This window comes from Methylomagnum ishizawai, from assembly GCF_019670005.1.
In the GTDB taxonomy this organism is placed as follows: domain Bacteria; phylum Pseudomonadota; class Gammaproteobacteria; order Methylococcales; family Methylococcaceae; genus Methylomagnum; species Methylomagnum ishizawai.
Genome location: NZ_AP019783.1, coordinates 4584858 through 4607412, shown reverse-complemented (window position 1 = coordinate 4607412; position 22555 = coordinate 4584858). Strand labels below are relative to the sequence as shown.

The 22555-nt window shown below is 66.1% G+C and carries 21 protein-coding genes; 10 read left to right on the top strand and 11 right to left on the bottom strand.

Going from position 1 to position 22555, the window contains the following annotated elements; genetic code table 11:
- The first annotated feature begins 186 nt into the window (after positions 1 to 186).
- The 5 genes from rpmH to mnmE are packed head-to-tail and all read left to right on the top strand — an operon-like array spanning position 187 to position 3926.
- Positions 187 to 321 (top strand): 50S ribosomal protein L34, encoded by a 135-nt coding sequence (gene rpmH / locus K5658_RS20825; RefSeq protein WP_085210500.1) that lies wholly within the window; start codon positions 187 to 189, stop codon positions 319 to 321.
- Positions 322 to 324: 3 nt separating this feature from the next.
- A complete protein-coding gene (rnpA, locus tag K5658_RS20820) occupies positions 325 to 720 on the top strand; it encodes a ribonuclease P protein component (protein ID WP_221064954.1) in 396 nt (131 codons plus the stop codon).
- Complete coding sequence (gene yidD / locus K5658_RS20815; RefSeq protein WP_085210503.1) at positions 675 to 899, top strand: membrane protein insertion efficiency factor YidD; 225 nt, start codon at positions 675 to 677, stop codon at positions 897 to 899. The genes rnpA and yidD overlap by 46 nt, the downstream gene beginning before the upstream one ends.
- A 2-nt stretch (positions 900 to 901) precedes the next feature.
- Positions 902 to 2542: a membrane protein insertase YidC gene (yidC, locus tag K5658_RS20810; RefSeq protein WP_221064953.1), complete on the top strand. Its 1641-nt coding sequence runs from the start codon at positions 902 to 904 to the stop codon at positions 2540 to 2542.
- Positions 2543 to 2579: 37 nt separating this feature from the next.
- Positions 2580 to 3926, top strand: a complete 1347-nt coding sequence (mnmE, locus tag K5658_RS20805; RefSeq protein WP_221064952.1) for a tRNA uridine-5-carboxymethylaminomethyl(34) synthesis GTPase MnmE — start codon at positions 2580 to 2582, stop codon at positions 3924 to 3926.
- Between the two features lie 172 nt (positions 3927 to 4098).
- Here mnmE and K5658_RS20800 read toward each other — a convergent pair whose 3' ends face one another.
- Positions 4099 to 4407 carry a hypothetical protein gene (locus K5658_RS20800; protein WP_221064951.1) on the bottom strand — a complete coding sequence of 103 codons (309 nt, stop codon included), beginning with the start codon at positions 4405 to 4407 and terminating at the stop codon, positions 4099 to 4101.
- Positions 4408 to 5028: 621 nt separating this feature from the next.
- On the opposite strand from K5658_RS20800, the gene K5658_RS20795 reads away from it, so the two are divergent.
- Positions 5029 to 5802, top strand: coding sequence for a dienelactone hydrolase family protein (locus tag K5658_RS20795; protein ID WP_221064950.1), 774 nt, complete (start codon positions 5029 to 5031; stop codon positions 5800 to 5802).
- Between the two features lie 101 nt (positions 5803 to 5903).
- Here the strand turns inward: K5658_RS20795 and K5658_RS20790 are convergent, their stop codons facing one another.
- From K5658_RS20790 to K5658_RS20780, 3 genes are all read right to left on the bottom strand, one after another.
- Complete coding sequence (locus K5658_RS20790; RefSeq protein ID WP_221064949.1) at positions 5904 to 6248, bottom strand: zinc ribbon domain-containing protein YjdM; 345 nt, start codon at positions 6246 to 6248, stop codon at positions 5904 to 5906.
- A 75-nt stretch (positions 6249 to 6323) separates the two neighbouring features.
- Positions 6324 to 8648 carry a hybrid sensor histidine kinase/response regulator gene (locus tag K5658_RS20785; RefSeq protein WP_221064948.1) on the bottom strand — a complete coding sequence of 775 codons (2325 nt, stop codon included), beginning with the start codon at positions 8646 to 8648 and terminating at the stop codon, positions 6324 to 6326.
- Between the two features lie 77 nt (positions 8649 to 8725).
- Positions 8726 to 10501, bottom strand: coding sequence for an SLC13 family permease (locus K5658_RS20780; protein ID WP_221064947.1), 1776 nt, complete (start codon positions 10499 to 10501; stop codon positions 8726 to 8728).
- 159 nt (positions 10502 to 10660) lie between these two features.
- On the opposite strand from K5658_RS20780, the gene K5658_RS20775 reads away from it, so the two are divergent.
- On the top strand, positions 10661 to 11569 hold the full coding sequence (locus K5658_RS20775; RefSeq protein WP_221064946.1) for a DNA/RNA non-specific endonuclease: 909 nt from the start codon (positions 10661 to 10663) through the stop codon (positions 11567 to 11569).
- Positions 11570 to 11603: 34 nt separating this feature from the next.
- Here the strand turns inward: K5658_RS20775 and smbP (K5658_RS20770) are convergent, their stop codons facing one another.
- From smbP (K5658_RS20770) to K5658_RS20755, 4 genes are all read right to left on the bottom strand, one after another.
- Entirely contained in the window at positions 11604 to 11942 is a 339-nt protein-coding gene (gene smbP, locus K5658_RS20770; protein WP_221064945.1) for a small metal-binding protein SmbP, read from the bottom strand.
- A gap of 192 nt (positions 11943 to 12134) precedes the next feature.
- The gene (gene smbP, locus K5658_RS20765) at positions 12135 to 12518 is read right to left on the bottom strand and encodes a small metal-binding protein SmbP (RefSeq protein WP_221064944.1); all 384 of its coding nucleotides are present in this window, start codon (positions 12516 to 12518) and stop codon (positions 12135 to 12137) included.
- Between the two features lie 80 nt (positions 12519 to 12598).
- Complete coding sequence (locus tag K5658_RS20760; protein WP_221064943.1) at positions 12599 to 12976, bottom strand: CoA-binding protein; 378 nt, start codon at positions 12974 to 12976, stop codon at positions 12599 to 12601.
- A gap of 17 nt (positions 12977 to 12993) precedes the next feature.
- Complete coding sequence (locus K5658_RS20755; RefSeq protein WP_246628527.1) at positions 12994 to 13605, bottom strand: IMPACT family protein; 612 nt, start codon at positions 13603 to 13605, stop codon at positions 12994 to 12996.
- 71 nt (positions 13606 to 13676) lie between these two features.
- Between K5658_RS20755 and K5658_RS20750 the strand changes: the two genes are divergently transcribed.
- The gene (locus K5658_RS20750) at positions 13677 to 14432 is read left to right on the top strand and encodes a sensor domain-containing diguanylate cyclase (protein ID WP_221064942.1); all 756 of its coding nucleotides are present in this window, start codon (positions 13677 to 13679) and stop codon (positions 14430 to 14432) included.
- Between the two features lie 9 nt (positions 14433 to 14441).
- Positions 14442 to 17255, top strand: a complete 2814-nt coding sequence (locus K5658_RS20745; RefSeq protein WP_221064941.1) for a class I adenylate cyclase — start codon at positions 14442 to 14444, stop codon at positions 17253 to 17255.
- A 58-nt stretch (positions 17256 to 17313) separates the two neighbouring features.
- On the opposite strand, the gene K5658_RS20740 is transcribed toward K5658_RS20745, so the two are convergent.
- From K5658_RS20740 to K5658_RS20730, 3 genes are all read right to left on the bottom strand, one after another.
- The gene (locus tag K5658_RS20740) at positions 17314 to 19176 is read right to left on the bottom strand and encodes a Kelch repeat-containing protein (RefSeq protein WP_221064940.1); all 1863 of its coding nucleotides are present in this window, start codon (positions 19174 to 19176) and stop codon (positions 17314 to 17316) included.
- Positions 19177 to 19440: 264 nt separating this feature from the next.
- Entirely contained in the window at positions 19441 to 20097 is a 657-nt protein-coding gene (locus tag K5658_RS20735) for a hypothetical protein (RefSeq protein WP_221064939.1), read from the bottom strand.
- A 327-nt stretch (positions 20098 to 20424) separates the two neighbouring features.
- Positions 20425 to 21639 (bottom strand): NAD(P)/FAD-dependent oxidoreductase, encoded by a 1215-nt coding sequence (locus K5658_RS20730; protein WP_221064938.1) that lies wholly within the window; start codon positions 21637 to 21639, stop codon positions 20425 to 20427.
- A 277-nt stretch (positions 21640 to 21916) separates the two neighbouring features.
- On the opposite strand from K5658_RS20730, the gene K5658_RS20725 reads away from it, so the two are divergent.
- Entirely contained in the window at positions 21917 to 22552 is a 636-nt protein-coding gene (locus K5658_RS20725) for a flagellar basal body-associated FliL family protein (RefSeq protein WP_221064937.1), read from the top strand.
- Positions 22553 to 22555: the final 3 nt, after the last annotated feature.

Here is a 22555-nt window from a genome sequence, read left to right as displayed (position 1 = left end):
AACGCGGCATTCCTGTCGGAGACAGGCCGGTGTGGGGTCGGGGGCATAGGGGGATCGGGGTCGTGGTCTCGGGGGGGGCGGATACTATACCGCGGCCCGGACTTATCCACAGCATTGACAGAGGCTTGGAGGGTGCTTTAGGATTCCGCGTCTTTTTACCCCCGTATCGCAAGAGGCTCGAGTCCCATGAAAAGAACCTGGCAACCCAGCAAAATCAAGCGCGTCCGCACCCATGGCTTCCGCGCCCGTATGAAAACCCGTGGTGGCCGCAACGTGCTGAACGCCCGCCGCGCCAAGGGCCGCAAGCAGCTGACCGTCTGACGCTTGGAACCTTCCGGCCAGGGTTTCCCCAAAACCCACCGCCTGAACACGGCAGCCGAGTTCCAGCGGGTTTTCGATCAGCCCTTGAAGTCAGCGGATAGCCGGTTGACCGTACTCGCCCGGACCAACGGTAAAACCCATCCGCGCCTGGGGTTGGCGATTTCCAAACGGCAGGTCCGCAAAGCCACCGACCGCAACCGTATCAAGCGCCTCGTCCGGGAAAGTTTCCGCTCACGGCAGCACCTCCTAGGCGGGCTCGATTTCGTCGTCATGGCGCGTAGCGCCGCACTCCAGGCCGACCATGAAACACTCCGCCGCTCATTGCAGAAACACTGGGACCGCCTGGTGACGCAATGCAAGCCCTCCTGGTCTTCCTCGTCCAATCCTACCGCTACCTGATTAGTCCCTGGGTGGGGCACCATTGCCGTTTCCACCCGACCTGCTCCGCCTATGCGCTTGAGGCACTGGAACGGTTCGGGGCAGTCAAAGGCTCGTATCTCGCCGCCCGGCGCCTCCTGCGTTGCCATCCCTGGCATCCCGGCGGCCTCGATCCCGTCCCAGAAAAATTCGGAAAATAACAATGGATAACTTAAGGTTCGTCCTGTTCGCTTTACTGTTCTTCCTAGGCTTCACGATATGGCAGCAATGGCAGGTCGATTACGGCCCCAAGCCCGATCTCGCGGCCTTGCAGCAGCAACAACAATCCCCCGCCGCCCCGGATGTGCCGGACTCGGCCCGCGGCGTCGACGATATCGTCAAGCAGGGCGAACCCGCCGCCAGCGTCGCGCCGCACCGCCGCGTCGTGGTCACCAGCGATCTGTTCCGCCTGGAGATCGATACCCAGGGCGGCGATATCCGCAAGCTCGACCTCCTGGGCTATCCCATCAGCAAGGACCATCCCGACCAGCCGGTCGAACTGTTCTCCGACGGCGATCTGATGTTCGTCGCGCAGAGCGGCTTCCTGGGCAACGAAGCCTCCACCCCCACCCACCACAGCCCGTGGGAAGCCCAGGCCGATCAATATCGGATGGCCCCCGGCCAGGATACCCTGCGGGTGCCCTTGACCTGGACCAACGATCAGGGCGTGAAGGTGGTCAAGACCTATGTCTTGAAGCGCGGCAGCTATGAAATCGCGCTGGAACAGGAAGTCACCAACGGCGGCGCGGCGGGCTGGAAAGGCCGCCAGTATGTGCAATTGCAGCGCAAAGACCCCGGCAACAAGGACCAGTTGGTCCGCACCTACACCGGCGGCGTGCTATATACCCCCGAGGAGAAATACCGCAAGATCAGCTTCAAGGACATGGCCAACGAGAACCTGGACAAGAAGTCCAAGGACGGCTGGATCGCCATGATCCAGCATTATTTCGTGGCCGCCTGGATTCCCGCCAAGGACGACGAGGAGACCTATTACACCAAGGCGCTGGCGGACAACCATTTCGTGATCGGTGCCTATTCGCCCGCGCTGGAAGTCGCGCCCGGCCAGTCCAAGGTATTCACCGCCCAGTTGTACGCCGGTCCCAAGCTGCTCCGCGTGCTGGAAGCGACCGCGCCCGGCCTGGACCTGACCGTGGACTATGGCGCCCTGACCTTCATCGCCAAGCCGGTGTTCTGGCTGCTGGAACAATTCCACAAGATTTTCGACAACTGGGGCTGGGCGATCATCTTCGTCACCCTCACCTTGAAAGCCTTGTTCTTCCGGCTGTCGGCGTCGAGCTACCGCTCCATGGCCAATATGCGCAAGCTCCAGCCCAAACTGGCCGAACTCAAGGAAAAGTACGGTGCCGACAAGCAGAAGTTGAACATGGCGATGATGGAAATGTACCGCAAGGAAAAGGTGAACCCGCTGGGCGGTTGCTTGCCGATCCTGGTGCAGATTCCGGTGTTCATCTCGCTGTATTGGGTGTTGGTGGAGTCGGTCGAGATGCGGCAAGCCCCGTTCATGCTGTGGCTGAACGACCTGTCCGACAAAGACCCCTACTTCGTGCTGCCCTTGATCATGGGCGTGTCCATGTTCATCCAGCAGAAGCTCAGCCCGCCGCCCTCCGATCCGGTACAGGCCAAGGTGATGCTGTATATGCCGGTGATGTTCACGGGCTTCTTCGCCTTCTTCCCCTCGGGGCTGGTGGTGTACTGGGTGGTCAATAACCTGCTGTCCATCGTGCAGCAGTGGTATATCAACAAGACCATCATCGTCGATAAGCCCGCGCCCGCAGGCTCTTGATCTTGGAGAGGCCGGGCGAACCCCGGCCTTTTCTTTTATGGCCGTTTCCAACCCCGACACCATCGCCGCCATCGCCACCCCGCCAGGGCGGGGCGGCGTCGGCATCCTCCGCGTTTCCGGCGACCTCGCGCCGGAGATCGCCCAGGCCGTCCTGGGCCGGACGATTCCCGCCCGCCACGCCCATTTCGGCCCGTTCCGCGACCACGACGGCTCGGTACTGGATAGCGGCCTCGCCCTGTATTTCCCCGCGCCCCGTTCCTTCACCGGCGAACATGTCCTCGAACTCCACGCCCATGGCGGGCCGGTGTTGCTGGATTTGCTGTTGCGGCGGGTATTGGGTTTGGGGGCGCGGCTGGCCCGGCCTGGGGAATTCAGCGAGCGGGCTTTCCTCAACGACAAGATCGATCTGGCCCAGGCCGAGGCCATCGCCGATTTGATCGACGCCACCACCGCGCAAGCCGCCCGTTCCGCCCAGCGCTCCTTGCAAGGGGAGTTTTCCCGGCGCGTGCGGGGCCTGGTCGAAGCCTTGATCCAACTCCGGCTCTATGTCGAAGCGTCCATCGATTTCACCGACGAGGACATCGATTTCCTGGCGGAAGGCCAGATCGCCGCGCAGGTCGCCGAACTCCTGGCCGCGCTCGACGCCATCCGCCGCACCGCCCGTCAAGGCTGCCTATTGCGCGACGGCATGACCGTGGTGATCGCGGGCCGGCCCAACGCGGGCAAATCCAGCCTGTTGAACCGCCTGGCCGGGCGGGAAGCCGCCATCGTCACCGATATCGCCGGCACCACCCGCGACACCTTGCGCGAATACATCCAGATCGACGGGATGCCCCTGCATGTGGTCGATACGGCGGGATTACGGGACAGCGAGGATATCGTCGAGCGGGAAGGCATCCGCCGCGCCCGCGCCGAGATCGAGCGGGCCGACCGGGTGTTGCTGTTGATCGACGACCGCGAGCCGGAGCAGGCCGGGGCATTGCTGGCGAGCCTGCCGCAAAACCTCCCCGTCACCCGCATCCACAACAAGATCGACCTCACCGGCAAACCCGCCGGGCTGGTCGGGACGCCGGAAGGCCCGGTGGTTTATCTCTCGGCCAAGCGGGGCGAGGGGGTGGAGGATTTGCTGCGCCACCTCAAGGCCGCGATGGGCTACGAGGCCGGTACCGAAGGCGTGTTCATCGCCCGCCGCCGCCATCTGGATGCCATCGCCCGCGCCCAGGGTTCGCTGGAAAACGCCGCCCGGCAGGTGAATTCGCGGGCGTTGGAGCTATTGGCCGAGGAGTTGCGGGAGGCGCAGCACGCGCTTTCCGAGATTACCGGGGCTTTTACCAGCGACGACTTATTGGGGCGGATATTTGGGAGTTTTTGTATTGGCAAGTGATCTTGTTGCCCTGTCTTCGGCCTTATAACGCCTGTCTTGAAGTTTTTAGCCGCTCGTGAGCGGTTCCATAGCGCCTTGCGAGCCATCAAGGATGGCGGCGAGTGACCGAGAAGATGCCCGCCATCGTCGCCGCGCTGGCGGGCTGGCTGGGGTAGCCGGGCCGGAACCCCCCTCAGGCGGCTTTCGGCCTGAGCGGCACCATCTGCGCGACGAGTTGGGACACCGTGAAAGCATGGGTGGCGATATCGACGGCCAGCAGGAGGACTTCGGGGTTTTGGGTGCTGCCGGCCAGTTGATCCACCTCGGGCAGCATCTCTTCCACGATGCGGCCCTCGGCCAGCATCCGCTTGAAACATTGCACGTCGGGACTGTCATCACCGAGCTGGGCGACCAGGGCTTCGGTCCGGGTCTTGAACCAGTCGGGAATCGAGGCTTCGACCCCGGCCGGGCCGCTGTAAAAGGTTCTGATGTTATAGGCCATTGCATATGCTCCGCTTGGAGGGTTGTCGGCGCTGGAAAGCCCACCGCCGTTGGGGATGGATCGGGACCGGAAGCCTGGGACCGTCCAGGACAAGCCCGCGCGGCCCGCCATGAAGACACCCCCCCGGTTTCCGGCCCCGGCATCCAAGCAATTAGCCTGCCGCCCGTCCAGGTCGATCCGGCACCCGCCGCGCCAAGCTTCCGCCCGGATATCACCCGCCGCCTCCCGTTCCCCTTGTCGCGTTTCATCCGACGGGACCGGACAAAATGTTGAGTAAATTACACGGTATTTAGTGGAGTTAATCCCGGCGGCCCCGTCCCGGACCCCGGTGCTTCACCCTGGGCGGCACCCGCCAGCAAGCCTGGGCTTGTCGGCCCCAATCCATTGATCGCCATGGAATTCGACAAGGTGGTTCGGCCCCCGGCCAGCGTGGTCCTGGGTGGCGGTGGCCCTCCGCCCGGCCCCCTGGCCCGGAATCTGCGTAGTGGAGCGGGGCCGGAAGCGACGCGCTTGGAACGCGCAACCCCAGGGGATTCCGGCAGGTGATGACCCCTCGACCGGACGGGACCGACCCGTCCGGCGGCGGGTCGCGGGCGGATCCCAGTTTGGAGGTATGCGACGATGATCGATATTACGGCAAGCGACGGTTTTGTTTTCTCCGCCTACCGGGCGGACCCGGCGGACGCGCCGAAAGGCGCGGTGGTGGTACTCCAGGAATTATCCGGCGTCACCCGCCACATCCGGGATGTGGTGGACGCCCACGCGGCGCGGGGTTATGTCGCGGTCGCGCCCTGTTTGTTCGACCGCGCCAAGAAGGGCGTGGAACTGGGCGAGGACGAGGCCGGAGCCACCGAGGGCTTGGCCCTGGTCCGGGCGGTGGGGTTCGGGAAGGCCATGGCCGATATCCAGGCCACGGTCGAATCCGTCGCCCCCCATGGCAAGGTGGTTTTGATCGGCTACGACTGGGGTGGGTATCTGGCCTACCATGCGGCGAACCTGGTGAAGGGCCTGGCCTGCGCCATCGGTTATTACGGCTGCGGCATCGCCGAAGACCCCGGCCCCAAGCGGCGGATACCGACCCAACTCCATTTCGGCCTGGCCGATCCCTACATCCCGGCGGCGCGGATCATAGGGTTCCGCTCGACCCGGCCCGATGTCCGGGTGTACGAATATCCGGCCGGCCATGGTTTCGCCGCCGCGGACCGGGCGGGCTATAGCGCCGAGGCGACCGGCCTGGCCATGGAGCGGATGACGACTTTTATCACCCACACCGTCGAAGGCCCGCCCGCCGTCACCCTCAAGAACGCCGGGGCCTACGCCGCGTCCGCGACCGCCAAGGCCGACAAGAAAAAGAAGAAGCCGGCCGGGGAGGACGACCTGGGGCCACCGCTGTAGGGCTTCCGCTTTGCCTGGGCGTAGCCCGTGGAGGGGCCGCCGAAATCCATCGCCGGCCAGCCCTCCCAACCGAACCCGGATGGGTCGCGACAAGCCACCCGCTAGACCTTCTTCAGATAGCAGGCTTTCAGCATGAAATTGCCGCCCTCCATCCGGCAATCGACTTCGTGGTCGCCATCGGCCAGACGGATGCTTTTGACCTTGGTGCCCATCTTCAGGACGGTGGACGAACCCTTGACCTTCAAATCCTTGATGAGGACCACGGCATCGCCGTCGGCCAGCACATTGCCATTGGCGTCGCGGACGATCCGGGTATCGGCGGCGTCGGCGTCCTCCGGGGCGGTGGCGGACCATTCGTGGCCGCAATCGGCGCAGACATAGCGGTCGCCGTCGGGATAGGTATTCTCAAGGGCGCATTGGGGACAGGGCGGGAAAACATTGGGCATGGCGGTTGGTACAGCTTGAATGAAACCGCGCATTATACCCGCGGGCGGACGGGCATCCCCACGGCGGAGGCCACGCTACGGCCCGTGGCCCACCGCGCCCAGCAGCCGGTTCAAAGCGTCGAGATCGACCGGTTTGACCAGATGCGCGTCGAAGCCCGCGGCCCTGGATTTCTCCCGGTCCTCGGGTTGGCCGTAGCCGGTCAGGGCGATGATCGTAGGCCGGTCCGCGCCCGCGAACCCGTGCATGGCCCGCGCCACCGCATAGCCATCCATCCCCGGCAAGCCGATGTCCAGCAGCACCACCTCGGGCGGGTCGGCCCGGGCCTGGGCCAGGGCGTCCGGCCCGTCGTGGGCGATCCCGACCCGGTGCCCGTCGAGTCCCAGCAACAACCCCAGGCTTTCGGCGGCGTCTTGGTTATCGTCCACGATCAGGATTTTTTTGAATTCCGCTGGGGCCGGGCCGGGGGGCGGTCCCGCCACCGGAACCGGGACGCCGCATAGCCGCCGCAGGGACACCACGAATTCGCTGCCCCGTCCCCGCCCGGCGCTGAACGCCCGCACTTCGCCGCCGTGCATCTCTACCAAGCGCCGCACCAAGGACAGGCCGATGCCCAGGCCGCCCTGGGCGCGGTCCAGGCTGCTGTCGGCCTGATAGAACAGCTCGAACAAATTGGACAGGCTCGCCGGGTCGATGCCGCAGCCGGTGTCGCGGACCCGGATGTCCACATGGCCGGGCCGGGCTTCCAGGGCCAGGGCGATGCGCCCGCCCTCGCCGGTGTATTTGGCGGCGTTGTTGAGCAGGTTGGCGATCACTTGGGCCAGCCGCACCCGGTCGCCTTCGACCCAGATCGGCTCGCGGGGCGCGGCCAGGGAGAAGCGCTGGTGGCGGGATTCGAACAGTGGGCGGCTGGTTTCCACGGCCTGCCGCGCCACCTCTTGGAGTGTCAGGGGTTCCCGCTTGAATTCGATGCGGTCATGGTTGATGCGGGACACGTCCAGGAGGTCGTCGATCAAGCGGGTCAGATGCTCGACCTGGCGCTCGACCACCCCCCGGCACCAAGCGGCCCGCGCGGGCAGGTCGTCCGTGTGGCCCATGATCTTGAGCGCGTTGCCGATGGGGGCCAGGGGATTGCGGAGTTCATGGGCCAGCATGGCGATGAATTCATCCTTGCGACGGTCGACCTCGCGTAGTTGCCGGGCCTGTTCGGCCAGCTTGGCCTCGATCCGCTTGTATTCGGTGATGCGGCTATGGGCCACCACCACGCCCCGGATATCCGGCCCCAGGGGAGTGACTTTCATGCTGTACCACTCCTCTTGTTCCGGGACATGGCAGGGATATTCCAGTTGGAAACAGGGCAGCGCCCCGTCCAGTACCGCCCGGATGCCGTCGTGGGCTTCCAGGACGTGGTCGGAGGACGGACCCTGGCAGGCGCGGCAGACTTCGAGATAGTTGGTGCCGATCCCGGTGCGGGGGGTGGGCCTGCCGGGTTCGGGGCTGCGGGCCAGGGCCAAGCCACGCCAAGGCTCGTTGATTTCGACGATGACGCCGTCGCGGTCCAGCACGGCGATCTGCGCCGCCATGGAATCCAGCACCGCCCGCTTGAAGTCCCGGCTTTCGCGCAGCAGCGCCTCGGTCCGCTTGAACTGGGAGATTTCCAGGACCGCCGCGCCCAGGCCGACCAGGGCCGTGTCCACCCGCAGCGGAAAATAGCCGGCCAGCCAGTGCCGGGTGATGCCGGGTTCCGCCGCCGTCTCGCCGCTGAGTTCGAGACCGGCCAGCGCTTCCCCGCTCTCCAGGACCCGTTGGAGGATCGGCGCCAACCGCGGCCAGAGTTCCGGGAGGACCTCCGCGACGCTCCGGCCCAGATGGGCGCCGACCGGCAGGCCGTTCATATCGGCCAGGGCGGAATTGATCTGGACGTAGCGGAGTTCCAGGTCGAGGCAGGCCAGGCCGACGGGGGCGGTGGCCAGCAAGGCGCTGTTCGAGGCCAGGGCGTGTTCGGCCTGCTTGTATTCATGGATATCGTCGCAGGTGCCCAACCAATGCGCGATCCCGCCCCCGGTATCGAGCAGCGGCTTGCCCACGATCCTGAACCAGCGGTAAACACCGTCGCGCCGCCGCAGCCGGGCCTCGACGGCATAGGGCCGGGACCCGGCCCGCACCGCCCCGAGGGCCGGACCGTCCTCGGGGTGGACCCAGGCCGACCAGTCCGCGCCGTCCGGGCCGGCATCGACATAGTCCCGCCCGGCGCGGTTGAAATGGACGGGACCGCCGTCTGGGTCCGCAACCCAAGCGATATGGGGGAGTTCGTCCAGCCAGGGGTTGCCGGTGAAGTTTGATGGCGGTGGGTGGGGCTGGCTGGAACGGTGGGAGGAGTCTTGGGATTCCGGCTGCTTCAATGTGCGCTCCGTGTCCGCCGGGTGCGAGGGTGGGGGAGGATGAGAATACTATTCCGCTCCGCCGCCCACCACCCTATTCAAGGATGGAACGGCCACACCCAGGGAATCACGATCAAGGCCACGATCCCCATCAGGAGATTCAACGGCACGCCGAACAGCACGAAATCGCGGAACTGATAACCGCCGGGACCGTAGACCATCAGGTTGGTCTGGTAGCCGATGGGCGTGGAGAAGCCCATGGAGGCGGCGATCATCACCGCGACCACGAACGGCCAGAAGCTCACGCCCAGCTTGTCGGCGATGGCGAGGGCCAGGGGGAACATCAGGACCGCCACCGAATTGTTGCTGAGGAGTTCGGTCAGCACCACGGTGAGGAAATAGAACAGGGCCAGCGCCAGCCAGGGTTCGTCGCCCACCAGGGCCAGGAAGCCATGCGCCACCCCCGACGCCGCCCCGCTGAGTTCCAGTGCCTTGCCGAGGCCGAACGAGGCGGCGATGGCGAGCAAGACCTGTCCGTCCAGGCTCTTGCGGGCTTCCGACACCGAACAGCAGCCGGTCAGCAACATGGCGCTCGCGCCCAGCATGGCGGCCTTTAGCATCGATAGCCATTCCAGGCTGGCGCTCGCCACCACCGCCGTCAGGATCAACCACGCCAGCGTGGCGCGTTCGTGCCGCACCGGGATGTAGTCCGACACCTGGCTGATCAACAGGAAATCGTTGGAATTGCGGTGGCGTTCCAGGAACGGCGGGCGGGCGTCCAGCAGCAAGGTGTCGGAGGCTTCCAGGCGGATTTGGCCGAGCTTGCCTTCTAGGCGCTGGCCGTTGCGGGCGATGGCGATGACCGAGCCGCCATAGGCCATGCGGAAGCGGCCTTCCTTCAAGGTCTTGCCGATCAGGGCGCAATGCGGCGAGACCACGGCCTCGACCAGGACGCGCTCGCGGTGGGTCCGGTCTTCCAGGGTGAAGGCGTGGTCCATGCTGGGCCGGAGGCCCTTGATGCGCTGCAATTCCACCACCGAATCGCCCACCCCGGCGAACACCAGCCGGTCCCCGGCCTGCAAGCGTTCATAAGGCCCGACCGCCGCCAGGACTTCCTCGCCGCGCCCGATCTCGACCAGGTACAAACCCTGCAAATGGCGCAACCCGGCTTCCTCGATGGTTTTGCCGACCAAGGGGCCATTATCCTCCACCGCCATTTCGACGGTGTATTCCTTGGGATTCTCGAACACGGCGCTGGCGGGTTTGCGTTCCGGCAGGCAGCGCGGGGCCAGCAACCAGATATACAAAATGCCCAGCACCGAACAGGGAATCCCCACCCAGGCGATATCGAACAAGCCCAGATGGCCCTTGTTGCCGCTGACCAGGAGGCCGTTGACGATCAGGTTGGTGCTGGTGCCGATCAAGGTGATGGTGCCGCCGAACACCGCGGCATAGCTCAGGGGGATCAGGAGCTTGGACGGCGAAACTTGCAGGCGCTTGGCCCAGGTCAACACCGCCGGCAGGAAAATCGCCACCAGGGGCGTGTTGTTCATGAAGGCGCTGACCGTGGCCACCGGCACCGTCAGCCGCAGCAAGGCACCGCGCAGGGTCTTGGGCCGCCCCAGGACGTATTGCACCAACAGGTCCACGCCGCCGGTCTCGCGGATGCCCGCCACCACCACATACATCAGGGCCACGGTGATCATGCCCTCGTTGGCGAAGCCGCCCAGGGCTTGCTCGGGCGTCAACACCCCGGACATGAGCAAGGCCACCACCCCGCCCATCAGGATCAACTCCGGCGCCACCGCCGTGGACAGCAGGAAAACCAAACACCCCGATACCACACCCACCGCGATCCAGGCTTGAGTACCCATCGAATTGCCCCTCCCTATTTGAACGATGATCTTGGATGGTTTGAATAAGATGACGGATTTTAGGGGGATAGGCGGCAGGGTAGAAGCCGGGGCGGAGGGTTTCCGAACCCTCCGCCGCCGGTAAAATCCCCGGCTTTGCCATGTTTGGGGTGCGATACCGTGAATCTACGCAAGCTGTTGGCGCTATGGGCGCTGTTCGCAGGGGTGTGGCGCTGGGGCCGCGGCAATCCCGCGGCCTTGTTGTTGGCGCTGGCCGGGCTGGGCGGCTGGTATGGCTACGAAGCGCTATATGTCCGGCCACAGATGGCCTATCTGGGCCTGCCGCAAGCCACCCGTTGGGCCGATCCCATGACCTGGACGCGGGTGTTCCGCAACCATGGCTATCTGGCGGGTTATTCGGAACTGCGCGGCGATCCTTTGTGGGTGATCTATGCCCTTTCGGCCCCGCCCGCCGACGCCCCGCACCTCAAGCGCCTCAACCGCTTCGTCACCGACGGGCGCAGCCTGACCCGCATCGGCCACGACGATTACGACAAGAGCGGCTACGACCGCGGCCACCTGGCCCCGAACCACGCCATCAGCGTGCTGTATGGCCGCGCGGGCCAGCGCGATACCTTCCTGATGACCAATATCGTGCCGCAGACGGCGGCGCTGAACGAACGGGTGTGGGAACGGCTGGAAGAAGTGGAACTGGACCGGCTGGCCCCGCGCCTCGGCAAGCTGTGGGTCGTCACCGGGCCGGTGTTCGAGGGCGGCACCGAACGGCTCAAATCGGCGTTCCGGGTCGAGGTGCCGGATGCCTGCTACAAGATTTACGCCGCCCAAGGCCCGGACGGCGCGCCCCGGTTCCTGGCCGTGGTGGTGCCGCAGACGGTGCGGGGCAACGAGCCGCTGGACCGCTTCGTGGTGACGGTGGACGAGGTGGAACGCCGCACCGGCTTCGATTTCTTCCCAGGGCTCGATCCCAAGCTCGAACCCACGGTGGAAGGGGAGGTCGATCCGGTGTTCTGGCAGGTGGGGGAATGGGCGGCGGTGGCCGGGCGCTACGGCGACAGGAAGGGCAAATGAAGCGCCGGGCGGGGTCCGTCCGGCGCGGGGACGTTCAGGGGGCCGCGTTCAGATGGGTGACCGCTTCCTCGGCGGACTTGCCCGCGATATCGGCATGGCCCATCTTGCTATGCTCGATGGCGCCGTCCAGGCTCTTGAGGGCGGCCTCGAAATGCGCATTGGGATGTTCTTTCTCCGCCGCTTCGGTATGGACCTTGGCCATCGCGGCGTGTTCGCCCACGGCCTTGGCGTCGCCCGTCTTGCTGCTGGCGACAGCGGCTTCGGCGTGTTTCAGGGCTTCGGCCTTGTGGTTCTCGGCGGCGAAGGCCGGGTTCAGGGCCAGGAGCGCGGCCAGGACGCCGACCTTCAGGCTCAACAGGTTTATTCCACGCATAGCATCCTCCATTGGGATTATTGGTATTGCCCCGTGGTGCGGGGTGGTGTGCGGTCCCGGATCAGGGCCGGACCGACTTGCCGGGAAGCGGATCGGCCTGGGCCGGTCCCGGTCGCCCGGTAAGTGAGCCTTAGACCGGCGTCCAGCCCACTTGCTGCATCCCGCCCCTAAAAACAGGGGCGCGGCCTCCGGTCATTGGACGGCTTTGAGGTGGGTCACGGCTTCGTGGGCGGCGGCCCTGGCTTCCTCGCCCCCGCCGTATTCGCCCTGGCGGATGGCTTGGTTCAGGCTGTCCAGCGCGGCTTTGAGATGGGCATTGTCGGGACTTTGGCCCAGCGCCGCCTCGACTTCGGTTTTCGCCAGTTGCGCGTGCTGGACGATCACGCTGACATCGCCTTTCTTGCCGCTCTTGGCGGCTTGCTTGGCGTGCTTGAGGGCTTCCTGGGTGTGCTGCTGCTTCCCGGCCTCGGGCGTGGCTTCGGCCTGGGCGGGCGAGGCTTGGAGGCCGGGCGGGATGCCGGCCAAGGTGGTGGCGGCGAGCGCCGCCCATAATCCGGCTGCGGTCCTTCTGGGCATGATGGTGGCTCCTTGTTGAAAATGCCGGGAACGGTCGCCCGGATTATGGGCGGGCGGGTAGTGGGCGTCTCTACGCAAGATTACTGCGCCCGGCTCTCCACCATGATGCAGCGCCGGGCCACATATTCGAAGCCGTGCGCGTCCAAGAATTCCAGGAGCGCCGCGTCCTCGGCCCCCGGTTGCAGCCACACCCGCCGCAACCCGAGCCCCAGGCATTCGCCCAGCACCGCGAGGCCGGCCGCGGGCGGAACCACCAGGGTGACGAGGTCCGGCACCTCGGGCAAATCCGCCAATTGGGCATAGGCCGGGTCGCCGTCCACCGTGGCGCGGCGCGGGTTGACGGGATAGACCCGGTAGCCCTTGCGCTTGAGGTCGCGGTAGATGGCCGCGCCGAATTTGCCGGGATCGTCGGTCGCGCCGACCAGGGCGATGCGGAGGCCGGGGTTGTTCAAGTCCATGGAAAATCTCCTCGGGTTCAGACGGGGCCGCCGAAACGGGCCAGGAAGGCCGGGGCTTCCGGCGCGGGCAGCTTCACGGTCAAATCCACCCGCGCCCCGAAATCCTTGGCCAGGATTTCCCCGCCCGCCTTGCCCAGGGCGTAGGTCAGCGGTTGGAGGTCGGGATAGGCGATGCTCAGGCGGATGTGGGTGTATTCGACATAGGGGATGAGCCGGGCGGCTTCCAAGGCCAGTTTCGCGGTGCCGCCATAGGCCCGGACCAAGCCGCCCGCCCCCAGCTTGATCCCGCCGAAATAGCGGATCACCGCCACCACGGCGTTCACCACGGCGAAGCCTTCCAGATGGGCCAGGATTGGCCGTCCCGCCGTGCCGCCGGGTTCGCCCGCGTCGTTGCAATAGGTCGCGAGGCCCTGCCCGGTCTGGATGCGGTAGGCGAAGGCCAGATGATGGGCGTCGGCGTGTTGGCGGGCGACCTGGGACAGCCGCGCCCGTAGTTCGCGCTCGTCGGCGCAGGGCAGGGCGAAGCCGATGAAGCGGGAATGGTTGACGGTGTGATGGACTTCGGAGCTTTGTTCGATCAGCAGCATGGCGGGCCGGGGCGCGGGGCGTGGAATGGGGACCGCCATCATAGGGCAAGGCCCGCGCTTCCGGTAAACTGTCGGATAGAGCGCGTCGGCGTTCGGACACGAGGTAAGTATGCATGGGGAATTCGGTGGCGGCGCTGGCCTTGCGCGAGGTATTGGACGCGGCTCCCTGCGGGGCCGTGATCGTCGAAGCCGGGCGGATCGCCTGGGCGAACCGGCGCTGGGCGGCTTGGTGCGGCGTTGAACCCGAAGCGCTGATCGGACTGGATTGGACGGCGACTCCGGTCGCGGCCTGGTTCGGCCCGGCCACCGAAGACAAGACCGGGGACATCCATTGGCGGCGTACGCAAGCGCCCCTGGCGGCGGGCGGAACCGCCTATTTCTTCGAGGACATGGGCGTGGAGGCGCGGCTGGCCCAGGAACGCGACCAGTACCGCGCGCTGGCCCAGAGCCTCGAAACCCGCGATCCCGCAACCGGCGTCCTCAACCTCCGGGCCATCCTACAGGCGCTGGAAAACCAAATAGGCCGCAGCCGCCGCTACGGCAATCCGCTGGCGGCGATCCTCTTGCGCGTCCTGCCGCCGGACGGCGAACCCGATCCCGAGGCGCTCAAGCGCGTCGCCCAGGAATTGAACGCCGAACTGCGCTGGGCCGACCAGATCGGCCGCTTCGACGCCAACTCGTTCCTGGTGGTGCTGCCGGAAACCCGGCTGGCCGCCGCCGAGGCGCTGGCCGCCAAGCTCGGGGCGGAACGGGCGGCGCGGGTCCGGGCCGGGGGCGGGGCCATCACGGTGTCCGCCACCGATTGGCGTACCGGCGACGACGCCCGCAAGCTCCTGCGGCGGCTGCTCCCCGCCCCGCCCCAGCGTTGAGGCCGGGGCATGTCCGGCCCAAACGCCCATCCCATCCATCTCGGCGTTCCCGGCGAGGACATCGACCGCCGCGACCTCGCCACCGTGGTGCGCCGCTTCAAGAACCTGCACCGCCTGCAAGCCCAGCATATCCAGGAATGCCAGACCCTCCGCCAGCGCGAATTCCTCGACCTCCTGCCCTTGCTGTTCCATTGCAACCATCCCAACCTGCCGGGTTTCGTCAGCCTCGACACCCCGGCCGGACTCCCGGATTACCAGCCGGGCCGCGCCACCTTGCGCTGCGCCGCCAAGCTGTCCAAGAGTTTCGAGAGCCGTAGCCGCGGCCTGCGCCCGGAATATCCCATCGACGCCCTCTACCTCATGGGCAGCGTCGGCAGCATCGCCTATTCCCGCAAAAGCGACCTCGATATCTGGCTCTGCCACCGGCCCGGCCTGGCCACGGCCCGCTTGGCGGAGCTACACCGCAAGGCGGCGGGGATCGAGCAATGGGCCGCGTCCCTGGGTTTGGAAGCCCATATCTTCTTCATCGACAGCGAGATGTTCAGGCAAGGCCAGGGCACGCCGGTCTCCACCGAAAGCTGCGGCAGTGTGCAGCATCATTTGTTGTTGGAGGAGTTCTACCGCACCAGCGTATGGCTGGCGGGCCGGATTCCGGGGTGGTGGTTGGTGCCGCCGGAACAGGAGGAGCGCTATGGCGAATATCTCCGCCATTTGATCGACAACCGCTTCGTCAACGCCGACGACCTGATCGATTTCGGCGGGCTGGAACGGGTGCGGCCCGAGGAGTTCCTGGGCGGGGCGCTGTGGCATTTGAACAAGGCCATCGCCTCCCCGCACAAATCCCTGCTTAAACTGCTGCTGATGGAGAGCTATAGCGCCGAATATCCGCGCATCGAATGGCTTTGCACCCGCTTGAAAGCGGCCTTGTACCAGGACCAAACCGATAGCGAGGAACTCGATTCCTATCTCCTGATGTACCGCAAGGTCGAGCGCTATCTGCTGGCGCGCGGCGAAACCGCCCGGCTGGAACTGGCCCGCCAAAGCTTCTACCTCAAGATCAACGGGCTGATGGCGGCGGTGACGGCGGCCCCCGCCGAGAAGGCGCGGCGGCGCGAAATCCTGGCCCGCAAGGTCCGGGACTGGGGCTGGCCCCCCGCCCGGCTCAAAGCCATCGAACAGCGCCGCCGTTGGCGCGTCGTGGCGGCCTTGGAAGAACAGAAAGCCATCGTCGGCGAACTGCGCCTGAGCTATGAAGGAATGCGCCGGTTCGCCTTGCTGCACTCGGGCGGACGGGCCTTGGTGGGCGAGGAGATCATCCGGCTGGGGCGGCGCATGTCCGCCGCGCTGGAACGCAAGCCGGGCAAGATCGACTCGCTCTGCCTGGACGGCGGCGACCATATCGAGCCGGAGGACTACGCCCTGCAAGAAATCCGGCTGGCCGATGGCGAACCGGGCTGGGCGCTGTCGCTGCGGCGCGAGGGCGGTGCCAGCGCCGCGCCCATCCTCCGCAAAACCCGGAGCCTCCTGGAGGGCCTCACCTGGCTGGTGCATAACAACTTGTACCGCCCGTCCATGAACCCGTACCTGGAAACCCAGCACAGCGTGTTCGGCCCCTCGGAACTACGGCAGGCGTGCGACGCCCTGGCCGGGGTCCTCAAGACGCAGCGGGCGGAATCGGAAACCCTGGACGAATACAGCCGTCCACCCCGCGCCGTGGCCGTGGCCTTGTTCATCAATCTGGGCGCGGATGCCGAAGCCCAGCGCCGCGCCAACCTGCGCCTGGCCAGCAACCGCTACGACGCCCTGAGCTATGGCTACGAACGGGCCAACCTGATCGAGCGGGTCGATGCCTTGATCCTGACTTCCTGGCGGGAAATCCTGGTCCATCAATACCAGGGCCTGACCGGGCTGTTCGCCTGCCTGGCCGAACTGGTCAACGAATCCGGCGGGGAAGCCCCGCGCTTCCATAGCTTTTGCTTTGCCACCACCCGCGCCCGCACCATCGCGGGCCGGGTCGAAGCCGTGTACCGCGCCCTGCGGGCGGCGTTCGGGGCGGGCGCGGCGCGTTATGTGGTGCGGGGCGGGCGTTCCTATTTCCTGTTCGAGCGCCTGCCCCTGGGGGTGGAGTTCCGGGAACTGCCCGACGAGGAGCGGCTCTATGCGGAACTGGCCGCGACCAGGGCGTCTTTCGCCTCCTTGAGTTTCGATCCGGCCCTGGCGGGCGCTGGGCTGGACCCTTTGCCCGCGCTCTACCGTTGCAATAAACCGGGGGCGGTCCAGGTGTTCTGCCTGGCGGAGGCGGCGCAGGTGCGGGTGTTCATCCTGGACGAGCGCGGCTCCTTGTTCCACCGGGTCCACGAACCCCTGGGGCCGTCGGTGGTGCTGGGGCCGTATGCGGTGTTCCTGGGGGCGGTGTTGCAGCGTTATGTGCTGGCGGCGGCGGGGATCGAGTATTACCTGGTCGAGCGCGATGGCGCGGGGGAATACGCCGCGCGGCCCGCCGGGCTCCCGCCGGGGGCGGTGGGCAAGAAGATCGAGGTGCGGGTGTTCGCCCAGGAGATCGGGCCGGGACGGGCGGCGTACACCATCGCCTGCGACGACTGGGAATGCTCCTCCATGGAGAGCGGACAGGATGTATTCGCGGCGGCGGCGGAGCGCATCCTGGCCTTGCGCCGGAGCGGGCTGCGCTATCCGATCCATATCAGCGATATCGACTTGCCCTTGTCGATCCTGGGGGTCGAGACGCCGGAACAGCTCCAGACCATGCATTTCCTGCTGTACAAGCGCAAGATCGAGCAGCGCCTGAACCAACCCAGGCCGTAGCGCGGGCAATAAAAAACGGCGGTGGGCCGTTCCCACCGCCGTTTTCCATGGCCGCGGCCTATTGCGCGGTATAGCCCTGGGCCGTCTGGTTGTTGTTTTCGTTGGCTTCGGCGGTGCCGCACCAGCTATCGACGAAGGCCCGGAAGGTCTTCGCGCCGGGGGCTCCGGGGATCAAGTTGAGCTTGACCGTCCTGGACGCGCCCGCCGCGAGTTTGCCGATATCGGCCCAGGCATCGCCTTGGGCACCGCAGGTTTGGGCGGCGGGCTGGTTGGCCCAGACATCGAGATAACCCGCGTCGCCCGCCCCCGCGCCTTGGTTCTTGACCGTCACCGTGGCGGCGATCTTGCCGTCCTTGGGGTTGACCGGGCCGAGCGCGACGGCGCTGACCACGAAATCGGGCTGGGCACCGAGGACGCGGTAGGCCAGGGTGGTTTGGTTGTTGCGCTCGTTGCTTTCCAGGATGGCGCAGGTGCCGTCGGCGAAGGCGCGGAAAACCAGCGCCCCGGCCTTGGCCGCATGGAGGTTGGCGAGGGTCAGCGTCACGCTGGCCCCCGGAGCCAGGACGCCGATGCTGGCGGACAGGTCGGCGGTCGCGCCGCAGACCGGGGCGCTGCGCTGGTCGGTCCAGGCCAGCAATTGTCCGGCGTCGCCCGCGGTTTGGCCTTGGTTCTTGACCGTGACCTTGGCGGTGAAGGCGGCGTTGACAGTGGGCACCGCGGGCGTCAAATCGACCGCCGTGACCACGAAATCGGGAGCGCCCTGCCCGCCGTTGGCGGCGGTGTAGATTTCGGCCTCGGCGAGGTATTGGTTGGTGCCGGTGTCGTATCCCCCCGCGACCAGGAGCTTGCCGTTGCGCAGCAGGGTCGCCGAATGGCCGCTCCGCGCTTGGATCATCGAACTGGTGGCGCTCCAGGTGCCGTTGGCCGGATCGTACAGCGCCGCCTTGGCGGAGTAGTCATCATGGCCATCGTAGTAATACCCACCCCCCGCGACCAGTACCTTGCCGTTGGGCAGCAGGGTGGCGGTGTGGCCGAAATCCACCGTTTGCGGCAACGCGCCGGTCGCGCTCCAGGTGCCGGTGGCCGGATCGTATAGTTCCGCGCCGGAGGTTTGGTGGACGGGGTCGCCGGGATGATCGCCCCCCGCGACCAAGACCTTGCCATTGGGCAGCAAGGTGGCGGTATGGTTATAGCGTACCTGGGACATGGAACCGGTGGCGGTCCAGGTGCCGCTGGCCGGATCGTACAAGGCCGCGCTGGCGAGGGACTGGCTATCGTTATAGCCCCCCGCGACCAGCACCTTGCCGTTGGTCAGCAGGGTGGCGGTGTGGAAGATCCGCGCCTCGGGCAGTGGGTTGGTGGGGGTCCAGGTGCCGCTGGCCGGGTTGTACAGCACCGCGCTGGCGAGCGACTGGTTGTTGCCATAGCCCCCTGCGACCAGCACCTTGCCGTTGGTCAGCAGGGTGGCGGTGTGGGCATCCCGTGGCGTGGGCAGGGCGGTGGCGGCGGTCCAGGTGCCGGTGGCGGGGTCGTATAGCGCCGCGCTGATGGCGTCGGGGCCGGTATCGGGGACGCCGTTCCAGTATTCGTCCCCGCCGACGGCCAGGACTTTACCGTTGGGGAGCAGGGTGGCGGTATGGTAATAGTTGATCTGGGGCAGCGAGCCGGTGGCGGTCCAAAGGCCGGTGGCCGGATCGTACAGCGCCGCGTCGGCGAGGTAGGGCGGGGTCTCGGGGTCGATGTTGTAGATGCCGCCCGCGGCCAGTACCTTGCCGTCGCGCAGTAGGGTGGCGGTGTGCTGGTAGCGTGCCTGGGGCAGGGCGCCGGTCGCCGTCCAACCCGCCGCCTGCGCGGTCCCCCAGGAGAGCGCGGACCAAGCCGCAGCCCACCCAACCCAAAAACATAAACGGACGTTGTTCATGATATGGCCTCAAACGTTGTAGTCAGTAAGGGATGGCAACAGGCGGGGCGGGAGATTGGGAACGGAACGGGCTGATTGGGATCGTGCCGCGCCGGTGCCGTCCAATGGTACGGGGCGGGGGTACCCTAGCCTAGGTTTTCCGACACTTCCAGCGCCTTGGCCGGACGGGACGCGACGGAAATTCGCCGCGGATGACGGGACCATAAAAAAACGGCGGTGGGTCGTCCCCACCGCCGTTTTTTATCGGGAAGCCGCAGTCCTGGCTCAGTGCTGCATCCCCTCCATGGAGGAATCGCCGCCGCTGGAACCGGAGCCACCGCCCATGCCCGACATATCGTGTCCGCCATGGCCGCCCCGGCTGACGCCGCCGGCGCTCTGGCCGGCCCCACTGCCGCCGCCGCCCGCGCCCGCGCTCACGCCTTCGCGCTGCCTGAGGCCGATGGCCGCGCCGGACGCCTTGGCGATATTTTCGGCGGTCAGCCCGCCCAGGGTCAGGGCGGAATCCACCACGATGGTGGTCACATCGGTGATGTCCATGCGGTCGGCCAGGGGACTGGTCACCACGGCCTTGACCGGGCCGACCACGTCATTCGCGGGCGGGGTCGCGGTCAGCACGATGGGATACAGGGTGCCGGCCGGCACGGTGAGGTTGTAATGGTTGGAATTGCCGGACAGCGGGGTGCTGACGATGAGCTTGCCGTTCTTGTCGTGGACTTCGACCTTGCCGTCCATGATCGGGCCGTGCTGGTCCTGGACATTGCCGGCGATATGGGCCTCCTCGCTGGCGGGGGCCGAGACGCCGCCGCCGCCGCCCTGGTCGCTGCCGCAGCCCGCCGCGAACAACGCGCTCAACGCGATGGACAGGGCGCACAGGCCGCTTTTCAGGAGGGGGAAGGACTGTGTGGAGTATTGTTGGGTCATGGTTCTGAGGCCAATGTTGGAGGTGGGGCGATCCGGTCCGGGGTGCGGAACCACCGGCGTTTTTTGGTTTTTTCCAGGCGGGAAATGACGGTGGAAAGCGGTGTTGACCGGCGTTGCAAGGCGCGGGGTTTATAGCATATCGCCCGTTGTTTTGTAATATTCGGGCCGGGGCGGTGGTCCAGGGTTCGCGTCAGGGCTGGAGTCCAAAGCTTGCTTTGGCAAGCCGGTCCAAAGCAAACTTTGGACTCCAGTTTGGGCCATCGAACCGCGAGGCCACCGCCGGGACCGGGCACCGGGGGGGTCAGCCCGCCCGCCGCCAGAACGCCATCAGGACATGCCGGGCCGCGGCCATTGATAGCCTTTCAGCAAGCCTTCCCAATAGATCATCGGGATCGCGTAGCGCTTGAGCAGGTACATGCTCAGGCGTTCCTTGCCTTGGTCGAAAGGGAAGGTTTCCTTGGGTTTCAGATCGTAGTCGAATTCGGCCAGGATCAGCCTGCCGTAACCCGTGACCAGCGGGCAGGAGGTATAGCCGTCATAGGCCAGGGCCGGTTGCCCGCCGTTGATGACCGCGAGCAGGTTGGCTTCCAGCACCGGGGCCTGGGCGCGGATGGCGGCGGCGGTCTTCGAGGTCGGCAGGCTGCTGGCATCGCCCAGGCTGAACACATTGGGATAGCGGGTGTGCTGCAAGCTGGCCTTGTCCACGTCCACCCAGCCGCCCGCGTTGGCCAAGGGGCTTTGCTTGATGAAATCGGGCGAACTCATCGGCGGCACCACATGGATCATGTCGTAGGGCTGCACGACTTCTTCGCCCGAATCGGCGTTCTGGAACACGGCCTCCTTCGACCCGGCGCGGATTTCCACCAGGTTGTGTTTGAAGAACACCTCGATGCCGCGCGGTCCCACGGCCTGTTCCATCAGGGCCTTGGCGTATTTGGGCACGCTGAAGATGCTGGGCGTGGCGCAGTAATACAGGACGCGGGTCTTGTCGCGCAGCCCGTGCTTGCGGAAATAATCCTCGGCCAGATACATGATCTTCTGCGGGGCCCCCGCGCATTTGATCGGCGGCGGCGGGAAGGTGAACACGGCGTTGCCGCCCTGGAAATTCTTGATGTTGTCCCAGGTGATGGGGGCGAGGTCGTAACCGTAGTTGCTGCATACGCCGTTCTTGCCCAGGGCTTCCGGCAAGCCTTTGATCTTGCCCCAATCGATCTGCAAGCCGGGGCAGACCACCAGGTAGTCGTAATTGAGGGTCTTGCCGCCTTGGGTGGCGAGGCTGTTGTTGGCGGGATCGAAAGTCGCGGCGGCGTCCTTGATCCAGGTCGCGCCCTTGGGGATCAGGCCCGCCATGGGCCGCACCGATTGCTCGCGGCCTACGACCCCGCCGCCAACGAAGGTCCAGAACGGTTGGTAATAATGGTGTTCGGAAGGCTCGACGATGGCGACATCCTTGATGCCCGCGCGCAGCAGGCGGGCGGCGACGCCGAGTCCGGCGGCACCGCCGCCGACCACGACGACGCGGTGATGGATTGCGTTCTCCATGGAATAGTCTCTCCGGGATAATGGATGATGGAAGGTTATGGTTTTGCGGTGGATACCGCGCTCTAGGGCGCGGAACCCCCGCCATTCTGCATCCCGGCCCGGCGTGTTGACAATCCACATGCGCTCCCGGTAGCGCGTTGCGCGTCCGGTTTTTGGCGCGGCCCGGCGCGTCCAGGCCCGCCGGAATCCCGCCGCCGCTTACCAATTGCGGGGAATGGGGCTATGTTTTATGGCACTGGGTGGACTCCCACCCCGGCGAACTTCCAAGGAATCCACCATGGCGGAAAAAGACAAACTGGACTTGGGCGAGGAACGCAAAACCTCGTCCGTCAAGAAGCTCGCCTTCATCGTGCTGGGCGCGGTGTTGGGCACCTTGATCGCGGTGTTCGCGGCCTTGTATTTCCTCGGCATCTTCCCGCCCAAGGCGGCGGACGGCGCGGCCCCGGCGGGCCAGGAAGCCACGGCGGCCGGGCATGACGAACACGGCGCGGAAAAGGCCGAAAAGACCGAAACCGCCGAGGCCGAACACGAAGACGAACCAGAGGATCATGGCAAGCACAAAAAGGGCAAACATGGCGAACACGACGAAGCGCCCACGCTCTACCAGGAGTTGGAGCCGGCCTTTGTGGTCAATTTCCAGGGCAGCCCGGACGCCCGCGTCCTGCAAGTCAGCCTCAGCGTCGCGACCGACGATCCGGGCGCGGTCGAGGCGGTGAAGAAGCACTCGCCCATGATCCGCAACAACCTCCTGATGCTGATGAGCGCCGAAGACCCCGGCGTCCTCAAGACCACCGAGGGCAAGGAAGCCTTGCGGGCCAAGCTGTTGGAGGAGATCAACGCCATCATCAAAAAGCAGGCCCGCAAGCGCGATGCCATCCAGGAAGTCTATTTCACCGCTTTCGTCATGCAGTAGTCC